The organism is uncultured Agrobacterium sp., assembly GCF_913777885.1.
Classification (GTDB): Bacteria; Pseudomonadota; Alphaproteobacteria; order Rhizobiales; family Rhizobiaceae; genus Agrobacterium.
The window spans coordinates 185,489-199,647 of record NZ_CAJYTV010000008.1 but is presented as its reverse complement, the minus strand read 5'-3'; the positions used below and the strand labels follow the sequence as shown (position 1 = coordinate 199,647).

Here is a 14,159-nt window from a genome sequence, read left to right as displayed (position 1 = left end):
AAAGCGTTGATGACGCTCCGAGGTGGAAGCGTCAACACCTCTTTGTGTTTTTTTAGCGGGCGGCGGCAAAAGCCGCCCGGTCACTCGCGGCCGCTCTCGTGGAAGTGATTGTAAATCTGTTTTGCAACAGTTTCTGAAATGCCTCCCACGGCCATCAGGTCACTGAGCGCTGCGCGGGAGACGGCTTTGGCGGTGCCAAAATGCTGGAGAAGCGCACGCTTTCTACCCGGTCCGATGCCGCTGACCTCATCGAGAGGATTCTTGATCATCTCCTTCTTGCGCCGCGCCCGGTGCGAACCGATGGCGAAACGGTGCGCCTCGTCGCGCAGGCGCTGGACGAAGTAAAGAACGGGATCGCGCGGCGGCAGCGAAAAGTCGCTGCGCGTATCGGTAAAGAAGCGCTCGCGTCCTGCATCGCGGTCAACGCCCTTGGCAACGCCGATCGCTGTCACACAGTCACGGATGCCGAGTTCGTCGAGAATGGAACGCACTGCCGTCATCTGTCCTTGACCGCCGTCAATCAGAATGACATCCGGCCAGGTCGGGAAGGGCATATCTGCTGCATCCTCCGGCGAAACCGGCTGACTGCGGTCGGGTTTGCCCTCTTCCTTGAGCAACCTCGAAAAGCGACGCGTCATCACTTCCCGCATCATGCCGAAGTCGTCGCCCGGCGTGATGTCAGTCGATTTGATGTTGAACTTGCGATACTGGTTTTTGACGAAGCCGTCTGGCCCGGCCACCACCATGCCGCCTACCGCGTTGGTGCCCATGATATGGGAGTTATCGTAAATCTCGATACGGCGCGGGATCTGGGTCAGACCGAACGTCTCGGCAAAGCCCTTCAAAAGACGTGCCTGGGACGAGGTCTCGGCAAGCTTGCGCCCATGGGCTTCGCGCGCATTGCCGAGTACATGGTCAATGACATCCTTCTTTTCTCCGCGCTGCGGCACTGAAAGCACGACCTTGTGCCCGGCCTTTTCGCTAAAGGCTGCCGCCAGCAATTCCTGCTCGTCTACGCTTTCAGACAAGAGGATCTGTCTTGGCACCGGTTTGTCATCGTAGAACTGGGCGAGGAATGCATTCAAAATTTCCGAGCCCGGCAAAGACGGATCGGCCTTGGGGAAATAGGCGCGGTTGCCCCAGTTCTGTCCTGTGCGGAAGAAGAAGACCTGAATACAGGAAACACCACCTTCGTGATGGATGGCGAAGACGTCCGCCTCGTCGATGCCTGCAGGGTTGATGCCCTGGTGGCTTTGCACATGCGATAATGCGGCCAGCCTGTCGCGATAAACGGCGGCGCGTTCGAAATCGAGATCTTCCGAGGCCTCGTTCATCTGTCGGGCGATGGTGGATTTCACGCTCTGGCTTTTTCCAGAGAGGAAGTCCTTGGCTTCCTGTACGAGCTCTGCATAAGCCTCATCGCTGACCTCGTGGGTGCAAGGGCCGGAGCAGCGCTTGATTTGGTAGAGCAGGCAAGGCCGCGTACGGCTCTCGAACACGCTGTCGGTGCAGGTGCGGATCAGAAAGGCACGCTGTAGTGAGTTGATGGTCCGACCGACAGCACCGGCAGAGGCGAAGGGACCGAAATAGGCGCCCTTGCGCGCTCTCGCACCGCGATGTTTGAAGATGGCGGGCGCGCGGTTGTCGGCAGTGATCAGAATGTAGGGAAATGACTTGTCGTCGCGCAGAAGCACGTTGAAGCGCGGACGAAAGCGCTTGATGAGATTGGCTTCCAGCAGCAGGGCTTCAGTTTCGGTACGAGTTGTGACGAATTCCATGTGAGTCGTCAGCCGCACCATCTGGCCGATGCGGTTGGAATGCACCCGGCCCTGCGCATAGTTGCTGACACGCTTCTTCAGCGAGCGCGCCTTGCCCACATAAAGAACATCGCCAGCCTCGTTGAACATGCGATAGACGCCGGGATTGTTCGGCAGGTGTTTGACGAACTCGCCGATCAGATCCATGCCCTTCAAGCCGGACTCGTTCTTCCATCCGGCGTTCCAGTCGATACCTGCATTGTCCCGCTCCCCGGCGGTCTCGCCGTTGGACGGTGCAATATCGTCTTCATCGTCGTCGGTTTCATCGAAGAGAACACCGCCATCCGGCAGCTTCTTTCCGTTCATTCATTAATCTCCGCCACGTCCGGGGTTTCCCAGCCAAGGTGCTGGCCCCCGTCGAGTGCGATCATCTGGCCGGTCATCGAGGGGGTGTCGTAAAGAAAGCGAATCGTCCGCCCGAACTCGTCGGGCTTCGGACCTGTCTTCAATATAAGGGCGTCGACCTGCGCCTGAAAGTCCTCGGGGCTTTGTCTCTCATTTTTAAACGTCGGGCCGGGGCCGATGGCATTGACCCGGATACGTGGCGCAAAGCTCTGCGCCAGTGTTTGCGTTGCGGCCCAAAGCGCTGCCTTGGACAATGTGTAGGAATAGAACCGCGGATTGAGCGCCAACACGCGTTGGTCGATGATGTTGACGATCAGACCGGAATGCTTTTGCGGCAGTTGCTTTGCAAATGCGGCTGAGAGGATAGACGGCGCGCGCACATGTACGGCAAAATGCGCGTCGAAGGTCTCGGCGTCGAAGGTTTCGGCCTCGTCTTTATGAAAAACAGAGGCGTTGTTGACGAGAACACCCACGGGTCCAAGGGCTTTTGTTGCCTTTTCCATCAATTCGGCGGTGGAGGCGCAATCCATGAGGTCGGCCTGTAAGACGACCGCTTTGCCACCTTTTCGCCGTAAATCGTTAGCGAACTCTTCGGCTTCGGCCAAAGAAGAGCGTGCGTGGATCGCCACCGCAAACCCTTCGCAAGCAAGGTAATCGGCGATGGCTTTGCCGATGCGGCGCGCTGCGCCCGTGATCAAGACGGTCTTCGGTATAGTCTCTGTCAAAGCGGACCCGTGCTCTGCTTATTCCACATTTACCTGTAGATATAAATCGAAACCGTGAGGTTTGCCCACATCCGAATGGCGTTATACAGATTTATCAGGCACGAGTTTTGCCAGCTTAATTTGATGTAAACACAAGTAAAAACGCGCTTTGCTTAAATTAACGATCCGTTATCCTTAATAGATTTCTGTGTCCTTTTGGCAACGTCCAATTTCCGTCACGGCTGTGCCTCAATCAATTCACATTTTGGCTCTGTGATTTCCTCATTCCCCTATCATTTTGCATTTCCAGACGGGCAGGGAACTAACTGTTTTGTACCGCGTTGGGACCGAGTGTTTGAGTGCCCCCGCGGGTTTGAAAAGGAGAATGGCATGCGTACTATCGTTGCAACACTTTTGGCTTCTACCATGGCCGCGGCAGCTTTCTCGGCAGCACAGGCAGCCGATGCGGTAAATGAAGTTCCGCAGGCGCCGGTCGCAGTTGAGCAGCCCGCACCGATCAAGGATTGGTCTGGCGCATATCTCGGTGGTACCGTGAACTACGACTGGGGTCGTTTCAGCGGCAGCAACAACGGTCGCGATGCTGACGGTTTCGGCGGCGGCGTTTACGGCGGTTACAACTGGCAGAACGGCCAGATCGTATACGGTGGTGAAGCCGATCTCGCTTATGGCGATGAAAAGGGCTCTGCCGGCGGCAACCTTCAGGGCAAGCAGAAGCTCAATGGCTCGTTGCGCGCTCGCGTCGGTTACGACATGAACCCCTTCCTGATCTATGGTACGGGTGGTCTTGCAGTATCGAACAACGAACTGCGTGACACTGTCACCGGCAGCAAGGACGACAAGACGGCTCTCGGCTACACGGTTGGTGCCGGTGTTGAAGCTCTCGTCACCGACAACATCACGGCACGTCTTGAGTATCGTTACACTGATTACCAGGACAAGGACTTCGCCATCAACGGTGGCAACGTCTCGCGCGGCTTCGATGACCACAGCGTCAAGGCCGGTATTGGCGTCAAGTTCTGATCAGTCAGGCATAATGCGGAAAAGCCGGGGTTCGCGCCCCGGCTTTTCTGTTTTTATACCAAGGAAAACTCCACGATCAGCCAGCGGACTTTAGCTCCGTGTATTGCTTGAACTTCTTGCCGAACTTTTCCGGCCAATCCGCTAGCCGCTTGCGGCCATCCGCCCATTGCCCAGAGAAGCGCAGATCGAGATAGCCGATCATCGCAGCCAGTGCGAAGTGGCCACCATGCAATTTCTTGCCGGTCTTCGGCAGATTATCGTTCAGGTAATCAAGCGCTTTCACCACCTTGCGCCATTGCTTATCGATCCACTCCTGTTGGACCTTCTCCTCCGGTCGGAAGCGTTTTTCGTAGACGATCGCCAGCAGGCAGTCCATCACACCGTCGCAAAGGGCTTCGAGGATCTCGGCTTCGGTGCGCTTGGTATGTTTCTTAGGATAGAGCTTTCCACGGGAAACGCGATCGAGATAATGCATGATCGCCACGCTGTCATAGACGGAGCCACCCTCGTGCAAGAGCACGGGGATCTTGCCGAGCGGATTGTTGTCGATCAACGTTGCTGGCTCTGCATTGGTGTCAACGCGAACATCGGTGATGCCGATATCAAGATAGCGCGCCGCCATGCGCACCTTGGCGGAATAAGGGGAGGCCGGAGCAAATAGCAGTTCCATTGCATTTTTCCTGTTTCACTAACGGATGGGGATAATCTCTGCGACGTTTGACCGGCAACCCTGGCGATCGACCTCAGGGCAGTCGCGGAAGGACAGATCCTTTGACAGGCAGATCCGCACTTCCTCCAGTCGCGGTCCGTCGCAACTGATGGCGATACCACCCTTTGTCATGCCCGGATTGGCATTCACAAAAGCGGTCTCTATGGCGTCGGCGGAAAGCCGCTTGCTCTGATCGCCGGTCGAGATGTCGGCGGGGAGCTTGATGCGATCATAAGCATGACGGGTCTTATCGAAATATTGTTTCTGGGTCAGGCCGCTGCAACTGCCGTGCTTGCGCCATTGATGGCCGATGAGCCCCATGGACGGCATGATATCGAACATGCTTCGCCCGAGGTTGTCAGGAACGCGCTCCTGTTTGTCGGCCCCGCAGAATTCCGGATAGCTTTGAGCGTTTTGCGGCCAAAGCCCGTGAACCACAAAACCGAACTTCCGATCCGCGCCGCATTGCTGATGGCTATTGCGTCCAGCGTCACTGGCGCAGAAGGCCGGAGACCAGGAGAGCGAGAGTACATAGAAATCAAAACCGGATTCTGAGGTTTCTGTTTTTGTGCTTGAGTTCGGCGATGGGCGGGTTTCAGTTCCTTGCGCCACAGGACCGGGTGCAGGCTGAGGTTGGCCGAGGATAAGCCACCCAACTGCTGCCAGTGACAGGGCGCCAAGTGCGATAAAACCGAAATACTGTTTCATCGAGGACGGTGTCTTTCTGGCAAGGATGACGATGTGTTGAACGGGTTTCGGGTTTTATATCATCTTCCCCCTATGGCAAATAGACTGCCAAAAAATCATCTCTGCGGCATCCTTCGTGTTGAACCGGAGTTGGTATAGTGAATAAGCTTATCGAATCCGGCGTAATGCATCTGCCGGAGGGAGGATTGAGCCTGGGCATGTCCGCATGAAAATGAAAAAGTATCTCTGGCCTGTCATCGGGATTGCGACGATCTGCTTTTCCGTGTGGCTGCTTTATAAGGAACTGCGCCATCTCTCGCTCGATGATGTATGGGATAGCCTGATTGCCATCAATACGCATCACTGGCTCATGTCGGGGCTCTGTACGCTGGTTGCATATGCAGCTCTTGCCGGTTACGACCGCATCGCCTTGCAACACCTCAAACGCAAGGTCGGCTGGCTCTTCATCACCTTGACATCGTTCACCACCTATGCCCTCTCCCACAATGTGGGTGCGTCGGTCTTTTCCGGTGCTGTGGTACGCTACCGCGCGTATACCTCCAAAGGGCTGAGCGCTGCGGAAGTGGGAATTCTCGTTGCGCTCTGCTCCTTTACCTTCCTTATCGGCACGATCATGCTGGTCGGATTCATCCTGGTTTATGAGCCGGAGATCACCGAGCGTTTCGTCGATGTCCTGCCTGTGGAAGCCTCGCGCACCACCGGAATCCTGCTGCTCGCAATCGTCGCGCTTTACATTCTCGGCAGCCTGATGAAGCTGAAGCCGCTAAAGATCGGCTCTTTCACACTGTTTTACCCGGTACCGAAACTCGTTGTGCAGCAGCTGGTCATCGGGCCGATCGAATTGATCGGCGCGGCCGGTATCATCTATTTCGCGCTACCTGAGGTGGGCAACCCAGGCTTCATGGTGATCCTGGGGATTTTCCTGATTTCCTTCTCCGCCGCACTGATCTCGCATGCGCCGGGAGGGCTGGGTGTGCTAGAGCTCGTCTTCGTCATGGGCCTGCCGGATATGAACCCGGCAGACGTCATCGCCGCACTTCTCGTCTTCCGCCTTCTCTACCTGATCATCCCGTTCGTCATCGGGCTGTTCGTCATCCTGTTCTTCGAACGCTCACAGCTTGCTGCCGCCGAGCGGGAGGAAAGACGGTTGCAGCAGAAGTAGCGTTTCTAGAGCGTGCCGCGATCTTTCAGATTCGCTCCTTCCGCTTTAGCTCCGTCTTCTGCCGCATGCCGTTATCGCAAAACCGCTGAACACTTTTGCGCGATATGCTCTATTCTTCGCCGCGCAGCCAGAAGGCGCGATGCGAGGCGTATCGGTCCTGCGCCATGATCGACTTCAGCACTGGCAGCATCACGTGCAGCTCATCCTTTAACGTGTAGGGTGGGTTGACGATAATCAGGCCAGAGCCGCTCAAGCCCTCAAGCCGGTCGCTTCTGACAGACAGCTCGGTACAGAGCATTTTGGGAATCTCATAGGATTGCAGGCGCTCGTGGAAGTCCTTGATAGGCGCGTTCTTTTTTAGCGGATACCAGAGGCAATAAGTGCCTGTGGCAAAGCGGCGGTACGCCTTGTGCAAACCATCCGCGAGGCGCTCATACTCGTTTTCCTTTTCGAAGGGCGGATCGACCAGAACGAGTCCACGCTTTTCCTTCGGCGGCAAGTGCGCGCCCAGCGACAGCCAGCCATCAAGTTCGGTGATGCGCGCCTGATAATCACCTTCGAACAGGCGTGACAGTGCACGGAAATCGTCCGGGTGCAGTTCCATGGCTGAAAGCCGATCCTGCGGACGAAACAGCATCCGGGCGAGCTTTGGGGAGCCTGGATAGTATTTGAGCCCGCCCTCCGGGTTCAATTCCCGAACGGCTGAGAGATAAGGCTCCATCAGTTCAGCGACGTCTGCCGGAAGATCGGCGTCCAGTATCTTGCCGATGCCGGTCTGCCACTCACCCGTCTTCTGCGCCTCTTCGGAGGAAAGATCGTAGAGGCCGATGCCGGCATGGGTATCCAGAACGCGGAACGCCTTGTCCTTGTTCTGCAGATAGCGGACGAGCCGCGCCATAACGGCGTGTTTGAGAACATCGGCAAAGTTGCCTGCATGGTAGATGTGCCGGTAGTTCATCTGGGGCGATGCCTTTTATGAATTATCTTGATGCGCGTCACTTCGCCCTTTTGGCGACCTTTGACATGCCATATAGAAAATCCATGAATGTTGCGACCCCGATTTCCGCCAAAGCCGTGACCGAAGCGACCCGCACCGGCCACACCGTCTGTCCGCATGACTGTCCGAGCGCCTGCGCGCTTGAGGTCGATATCAACGCTGATGGCCGCATAGGCCGTGTGCGTGGCGCCAATGCCAACACTTACACGGCGGGGGTGATCTGCGCCAAGGTGGCGCGCTATTCCGAGCGCATCTATCATCCGGCCCGGTTGCTGACGCCAAAGCGTCGCAAGGGCGCGAAAGGCGCTGGCGACTGGCAGGAGATCGGTTGGAACGATGCGCTGGACGAGATCGCCAATGCCTTCATCAAGGCGGAAGCTGCGCATGGTGCCGAGGCCGTTTGGCCGTATTTTTATGCTGGTACCATGGGGCAGGTCCAGCGCGACAGCATCGAACGGCTTCGTCATGCGAAGAAATATTCCGGCTTCTTCGGCTCGATCTGCACCAATATGGCCTGGACCGGCTATGTAATGGGCACAGGCGCGCTTCGCGGGCCGGACCCACGCGAGATGGCGAAAGCCGATGTCGTCGTGATCTGGGGCACTAACGCTGTCGCTACACAGGTCAATGTCATGACCCACGCGGTCAAGGCGCGCAAGGAACGCGGTGCTAAGATCGTCGTTGTCGATATCTACGACAATCCGACGATGAAGCAGGCAGATATGAAGCTTGTCGTGCGCCCTGGCACGGACGCCGCGCTCGCCTGTGCGGTTATGCATATCGCCTTCCGCGATGGCTATGCCGACCGCGCCTACATGGAAAAATTCGCCGACGATCCGGCAGGGTTGGAAGCGCATCTTGCGTCGAAGACGCCGCAATGGGCCGCAGAGATCACCGGGCTTTCGGTGGAGGAGATCGAGGCTTTCGCTAAGCTCGTGGGCACCACGAAGAAAAGCTTTTTCCGTCTGGGCTATGGTTTTGCGAGGCAGCGTAACGGTGCGGTTGCCATGCATGCTGCACTGTCGATCGCTACGGTTCTCGGCTCATGGCAATATGAGGGCGGCGGCGCTTTCCACAACAATGGCGATATCTTCCGGCTGAACAAGGCGGAATTGATGGGAACGGCCTATGCCGATCCCAATGTCCGCCAGCTCGATCAGTCGCAGGTCGGTCGTATCCTGACCGGCGACTCCGATGCACTACGCGGCGGCGGACCGGTGACGGCGATGTTGATCCAGAATACCAACCCGGCCAATGTCTGCCCCGAACAAAGGCTGGTCAGCCAAGGCTTCCAGCGCGAGGACCTGTTCGTTGCCGTGCATGAGCAGTTCATGACGGAAACGGCTGAGATTGCCGATATCGTTCTGCCAGCGACCATGTTCCTTGAGCACGACGATCTCTATCGCGCTGGTGGCCAGAACCACATACTGCTTGGGCCCAAGCTGGTCGAACCGCCGGAGACGGTACGCACCAATCTCTTCGTGATCGAAGAACTCGCCAAGCGTCTTGGTGTCGACCATATGCCGGGCTTTGGCCTCAGTGAGCGCGAGCATGTCGAGACCATTCTTCAAGCGAGTGGGTGGGGCAGCTTTGACAATCTGGCTGAGGAGAAGTGGATCGATGCGCAGCCTGAATTCGACATCGCGCATTATCTCCAAGGGTTTGGCTATGGCGACGGCAAGTTCCGTTTCAGCCCGGATTGGCAGAACGGACCTTCCCCCAACAAGCCGCCGAAAAATATCGGCGTCATGGGGCCTGCCGACGCCTTTCCAAAATTCCCCGATCAGGTCGATGTGATCGAAACGGTGGACTCGGAACATCCTTTCCGGCTTGCCACGTCTCCGGCCCGCAACTTCCTGAATTCGACCTTCGCGGAAACCAAGACCTCGGTGCAAAAGGAAGGCCGTCCCGAATTGATGATTTCGCCCGTCGACGCTCTGCGGCTCGACATCGCGGAAGGTGATGTGGTGCAGATCGGCAATGGGCGCGGCGAAGTGCGCATCCACGCCAAAATCGTCGATGGCGCTCGCCCCGGCGTGCTGATCGCTGAAGGGCTATGGCCCAACAAAGCACATCTCGACGGCGAGGGCATCAATGTCTTGACGGGTGCCGATGCTGTTGCTCCTTACGGCGGCGCGGCGTTCCACGATAACAAGGTGTGGCTCAAGAAAGCCTGACAGGAGTTTTCCATGACGCAGTCCACCGCTATTCCAGTCTCGCACGTCGATGACGAAGCACGCGTCAGGCTCATCGAACAGCAGACGGTCTGGAGAAACTTCATCCACCTGCAAACGATGATCTTCGAACAGACGGCTCGCGATGGGCGGGTGTTCCGCATCCATCGCGAAGTCCATGATCATGGCGTGGCGGCGGCCATCCTGCTTTTTGATCCAAAGCGGGAGGAAGTGGTGCTGGTGCGCCAGTTCCGCCCCGGCGCTTACGTGAATGGCGATCCAAGCTTCATGCTGGAAATCCCCGCCGGTCTCACGGACGGCGATCAGCCGGACGAGGCTATTCGCCGCGAATCGATGGAAGAGACGGGTTATGCCGTCAGTGCGCCGCGTTACCTCTTCGATGCCTATGCAAGCCCCGGCACTTTGACCGAAAAGGTCAGCCTTTTCTACGCCCGCGTCGATCTGGACGAGAAGGCGGGAGAGGGTGGCGGTCTCGAAAACGAGGGGGAGGACATCGAAGTTCTGACCGTGTCCCTCGACGCTGCCTATGGCATGATCGCAACAGGGGAGATCACCGACTCCAAGACGATCATCATGCTGCAATGGGCGATGCTTAATCGAACGAGCTTATAAACTGACTTTGCCTAACGCTGAAACGATGCGCGGTACGCGCGCGGCGACATGCCGCGCAGACGGCGGAACTGCCGATTGAAGTTGGCGAGCGACGCGTAGCCTACTTCTGCCGCGATGAATTGAATAGGCTGGTTCGTCGCCGAAAGACGCGAGCAGGCTTCGCCGATCCGCAGACCGATCAGATACTCCGAAACACTGAGCTGCGTGTGCTTGCGAAAGAGCCGATGCAGGCCTGAAACGCTGAGTGCGGCAATCTCGGCGAGATCTTCCATGCGCAACGGCTGCTGATAGGACTGATGAAGGTGCTGCAGAACGCGATCGATCCGCTCGCGACTGGCCTCTGCCTGCGGTGGCGCCGTTGCTGATAGTGGTTGCGCCTCGAGTGCGGAGATGCGCAGCAGAATGTCCAGCAGGCCGAAGAGGCTCTGGGCTGGCGGCCTGGAATAGATGGCTTCGAAGTCCTTCGCCAGCGACAGGCCGATGGATGGATCGAAAGCAAGACCGCCGCCAGCGCGGTCGATCAGGCGGCGGATGGGGCGCAACTCCACCGTTTCGGTCGTCAACTGCTCAATCCATGCACGGCTGAACCAGAAGACGAGTGCGGTATGCGGTTCGCCTTCCCGGATTCTATCTCGGGATGCCCATGTGTGCGGCAGGTTCGGTCCGATGAGAACGAGATCGCCGTCGTCGTAGCGATCCACATGGTCACCGATAAAGCGCTGACCGCGGGAGTTCAGCGTCAGTGTCAGTTCGAATTCGGGATGGTGATGCCACTCGAATGGAATACCGTCGTCGAGACGCCTGTTGAGCCTGCTCCAGGATGAGCCGGGCGGCAGGAGTAGGTGTTCGAGATATGACCGCATTGCGCACTCATCGGGCTGGAGACGCCAGAATAGTATCGAAATTGGCCAGTGTTCGACAACACCAATATCTTGCAGCGCTTAGTCTCCATCCATCGCCTGTTGTTCAGGGAGATTTCGATGGGAGAGGAAAATGCAGACTAGCGCAGCTTTGAAACGCGACAGCCATCCGACGACGACTGCTACAACGCAGCTTAAGGATATCCAAAAAACCTTGCCGCTACGGGTTTTATCGCAGGCCGATTGGGAGCATTGGATCACCAAGGGCTATATCATTGCCCGTCAGGCGGTGCCTGCGGCCAATGTGGAGCGACTTGTCGATTTGCTTTGGCGCTTCGACGAGAAGGATCCGAAAGATCCTTCCACCTGGTACGCGCCGCAACGGCGCGAACACAAGATGAAGGAGCTCAACAATACCGGCATGCTGGAGATCTATAACCATCAGCATCTCTGGGATAACCGTATGGAGCAGCGCGTCTATGATATTTTCGTCGATATCTGGGATAGGGAGGACCTGTGGGTCACCATCGACCGGGCCAATCTCAACCCACCCAAAAAAGTGAAGGGCAATCCGAACGGCTTCATCCACTGGGATGTCGATACATCCATCCGCCCCTTGCCGATCGGCGTTCAAGGTGTGCTCAGTCTCCAGAAGCAGGACGGCGATGTCGGAGGCTTCCAATGCGTCCCGTATCTTTTCGAGCATTTTGACGAGTGGGTGGAGACGCAGCCTGAGGATCGTGACCCGATGCACCCGGATATGACCGGTCTTTCGATCGTCAATATCGACATGGAGCCGGGCGATCTAATGATCTTCAATTCGCTTCTGGCGCACGGCGTCAGACCGAACCACTCCGATGACCGAGTGCGCATGGCACAATATATCTCTATGCATCCTGCCGAGTTCGATAACGAGGAAGCACGACTGGAGCGAATTCGACTGTGGAAGGAACGCGATCACCCGCGCCGAGATGCTTTTCCTGGTGACCCCCGCGAGTGGGAAAAGCACAATGCACAGACGGCAAAACTTAACCCGCTGGGTGAAAAGCTGCTTGGGTTGCAGCGCTGGTGAGGATGCTGCGGGGTCGCCTTCCATATGGGATGGCGACCCGGTCGCGACTTCCGGCTAACAACCTCAGTTAGACGGAGATGAGCGTCTGGAGTTCGGAACTGCTGTCTGTGCTCCGGGCGACCTTCCCGCCTTCCATCCGCACTTTGCCTTCAGCCAGCAAACGAAGTGACAGCGGATAAAGCTTGTGCTCAACCGTCAGAACGCGGGCGGCGAGGCTGTCCGCCGTGTCGCCAGCGGTAACAGGCACGGCGGCCTGGCCGATGACCGGTCCCTCATCCATGCCCTCAGTCACGAAATGCACTGTACAGCCGGTGATCTTCATGCCGCTGTCGATGGCGCGTTGATGGGTATGGAGGCCGGGGAAAAGCGGCAGGAGCGAGGGATGGATATTGATGATCCGACCCTCATAAGGCGCAATGAACTCGCCGGAGATCAGGCGCATATAGCCGGCGAGGCAGATGATATCGGGCGCAAGCTCGCCGAGTGCTGCCAGGATTGCGGCCTCATGCTCGCTCTTGCTCGCATAATTCTTGCGCTCAAAAACCAGCGTCGGGATGCCAAAGCCTTGCGCCTTGGCAAGCCCGCCTGCCGTTGGCTTGTCGGAGATGACGCAGGTGATCTCTGCGGGAAAATCAGGGGCTTGGCAGGCTTGTGCCAGCGCCACCATGTTCGAACCGCTGCCGGAAATGAAGACGACGACACGCTTGCGTGGAGCACTGAGGCTCATAGTCCGAGCGTACCCTTGTAGATCGTGCCATGCGCGCCCTCTTCACGGGCCACCATGCGTCCCAGCGGGAACACAGTCTCGCCTTGCGCCGTCAAGGCATCTGTCACCGTCTTGGCATTCTCGGCGGAAACGACAACGATCATGCCGACGCCGCAGTTGAAGGTGCGCAGCATTTCATTTGCCGCAACGCCGCCGGTCTTGGCGAGCCAGGAGAATACCGCAGGCACTTCGATGGAGTTGAGATCGATTTCCGCCGCTAGATGCTTTGGCAGTACGCGCGGAATGTTTTCCGGGAAACCGCCGCCAGTGATGTGGGCCAGTGCCTTCAGCGCACCCGTCTCGCGGATCGCCTTCAGGAGCGGCTTTACATAGATGCGTGTTGGCGTGAGCAGAGCCTCGCCGAGCTTCTTGCCTTCGGCAAAAGGAGCGGGCGCATCCCAGCCGAGGCCGGACAGCGAGACGATCTTGCGCACCAGCGAGAAGCCGTTGGAGTGAACGCCCGATGAAGAGAGGCCAAGGATCAAGTCGCCTTCGGCGATATCGCCAGCTGGTAGAAGCTTTCCGCGTTCGGCAGCGCCAACCGCAAAGCCTGCGAGATCATAATCGCCATCGGAATACATTCCGGGCATTTCAGCCGTCTCGCCGCCGATCAGCGCACAACCGGATTCCAGGCAACCTGCGGCAATGCCATTGACGATGGCAGCGCCCTGGTCTGGGTCGAGCTTTCCGGTGGCAAAGTAGTCGAGGAAGAAGAGCGGCTCTGCACCCTGAACCACGAGATCATTGACGCACATGGCGACGAGATCGATGCCAACGGTGTCGTGAAAATCCGCGTCGATCGCAATTTTGAGCTTGGTGCCGACGCCATCATTTGCAGCAACCAGAACAGGGTCGGTGAAGCCCGCAGCTTTCAGATCGAACAGACCGCCGAAACCGCCGATTTCGCCATCCGCACCCGGGCGGCGGGTGGAGCGAACCGCTGGCTTGATCTTCTCGACCATCAGGTTTCCGGCATCGATATCAACGCCTGCATCACTGTAGGTAAGACCGTTCTTGCCCGACTGGCTCATGGCTCTCGTCTCCGCTGGTTTTCTTGGGCTCGCCATTCGCATGAGACGGGTGTCGATGCAAGCATAAGAGCGCTGCAGCCGACGTTTTTCGTGCCTTTTTGCCCGCGTCGAGGCCTTAAGCAATGCGCTGTTGAGGTGTC

The 14,159-nt window shown here is 57.6% G+C and carries 13 protein-coding genes; 5 read left to right on the top strand and 8 right to left on the bottom strand.

Going from position 1 to position 14,159, the window contains the following annotated elements; translation table 11 throughout:
* Window positions 1–80 precede the first annotated feature (80 nt).
* Both uvrC and QZ869_RS06480 read right to left on the bottom strand, forming a co-directional pair.
* The gene (gene uvrC / locus QZ869_RS06485) at window positions 81–2,123 is read right to left on the bottom strand and encodes an excinuclease ABC subunit UvrC (RefSeq protein ID WP_296103380.1); all 2,043 of its coding nucleotides are present in this window, start codon (window positions 2,121–2,123) and stop codon (window positions 81–83) included.
* On the bottom strand, window positions 2,120–2,887 hold the full coding sequence (locus QZ869_RS06480) for an SDR family oxidoreductase (RefSeq protein WP_296103378.1): 768 nt from the start codon (window positions 2,885–2,887) through the stop codon (window positions 2,120–2,122). Before QZ869_RS06480 ends, uvrC begins: the two co-directional genes overlap by 4 nt.
* A gap of 369 nt (window positions 2,888–3,256) precedes the next feature.
* Between QZ869_RS06480 and QZ869_RS06475 the strand changes: the two genes are divergently transcribed.
* Window positions 3,257–3,907, top strand: coding sequence for an outer membrane protein (locus QZ869_RS06475; RefSeq protein WP_296018128.1), 651 nt, complete (start codon window positions 3,257–3,259; stop codon window positions 3,905–3,907).
* Window positions 3,908–3,983: 76 nt separating this feature from the next.
* On the opposite strand, the gene QZ869_RS06470 is transcribed toward QZ869_RS06475, so the two are convergent.
* Both QZ869_RS06470 and QZ869_RS06465 read right to left on the bottom strand, forming a co-directional pair.
* Window positions 3,984–4,577: a glutathione S-transferase family protein gene (locus QZ869_RS06470; protein ID WP_296103376.1), complete on the bottom strand. Its 594-nt coding sequence runs from the start codon at window positions 4,575–4,577 to the stop codon at window positions 3,984–3,986.
* Window positions 4,578–4,595: 18 nt separating this feature from the next.
* Window positions 4,596–5,324, bottom strand: a complete 729-nt coding sequence (locus QZ869_RS06465; protein ID WP_296103374.1) for a ribonuclease — start codon at window positions 5,322–5,324, stop codon at window positions 4,596–4,598.
* 205 nt (window positions 5,325–5,529) lie between these two features.
* Here QZ869_RS06465 and QZ869_RS06460 point away from each other — a divergent pair, with 205 nt between their 5' ends.
* Window positions 5,530–6,486 (top strand): lysylphosphatidylglycerol synthase domain-containing protein, encoded by a 957-nt coding sequence (locus QZ869_RS06460; RefSeq protein ID WP_296018121.1) that lies wholly within the window; start codon window positions 5,530–5,532, stop codon window positions 6,484–6,486.
* A gap of 109 nt (window positions 6,487–6,595) precedes the next feature.
* Here the strand turns inward: QZ869_RS06460 and QZ869_RS06455 are convergent, their stop codons facing one another.
* Window positions 6,596–7,444 carry a 23S rRNA (adenine(2030)-N(6))-methyltransferase RlmJ gene (locus QZ869_RS06455; RefSeq protein WP_296103371.1) on the bottom strand — a complete coding sequence of 283 codons (849 nt, stop codon included), beginning with the start codon at window positions 7,442–7,444 and terminating at the stop codon, window positions 6,596–6,598.
* Window positions 7,445–7,509: 65 nt separating this feature from the next.
* Here QZ869_RS06455 and QZ869_RS06450 point away from each other — a divergent pair, with 65 nt between their 5' ends.
* Complete coding sequence (locus QZ869_RS06450; protein WP_367115312.1) at window positions 7,510–9,660, top strand: molybdopterin-dependent oxidoreductase; 2,151 nt, start codon at window positions 7,510–7,512, stop codon at window positions 9,658–9,660.
* A 12-nt stretch (window positions 9,661–9,672) separates the two neighbouring features.
* A complete protein-coding gene (locus QZ869_RS06445) occupies window positions 9,673–10,290 on the top strand; it encodes an NUDIX domain-containing protein (RefSeq protein WP_296103366.1) in 618 nt (205 codons plus the stop codon).
* 11 nt (window positions 10,291–10,301) lie between these two features.
* On the opposite strand, the gene QZ869_RS06440 is transcribed toward QZ869_RS06445, so the two are convergent.
* Window positions 10,302–11,153 (bottom strand): AraC family transcriptional regulator, encoded by an 852-nt coding sequence (locus QZ869_RS06440; protein ID WP_296099495.1) that lies wholly within the window; start codon window positions 11,151–11,153, stop codon window positions 10,302–10,304.
* 130 nt (window positions 11,154–11,283) lie between these two features.
* Here QZ869_RS06440 and QZ869_RS06435 point away from each other — a divergent pair, with 130 nt between their 5' ends.
* Window positions 11,284–12,222, top strand: coding sequence for a phytanoyl-CoA dioxygenase family protein (locus QZ869_RS06435; RefSeq protein WP_296103364.1), 939 nt, complete (start codon window positions 11,284–11,286; stop codon window positions 12,220–12,222).
* Window positions 12,223–12,289: 67 nt separating this feature from the next.
* On the opposite strand, the gene purN is transcribed toward QZ869_RS06435, so the two are convergent.
* Both purN and purM read right to left on the bottom strand, forming a co-directional pair.
* Entirely contained in the window at window positions 12,290–12,949 is a 660-nt protein-coding gene (gene purN, locus QZ869_RS06430; protein ID WP_296103361.1) for a phosphoribosylglycinamide formyltransferase, read from the bottom strand.
* Window positions 12,946–14,019, bottom strand: a complete 1,074-nt coding sequence (gene purM / locus QZ869_RS06425; protein ID WP_296039306.1) for a phosphoribosylformylglycinamidine cyclo-ligase — start codon at window positions 14,017–14,019, stop codon at window positions 12,946–12,948. The genes purN and purM overlap by 4 nt, the downstream gene beginning before the upstream one ends.
* Window positions 14,020–14,159: the final 140 nt, after the last annotated feature.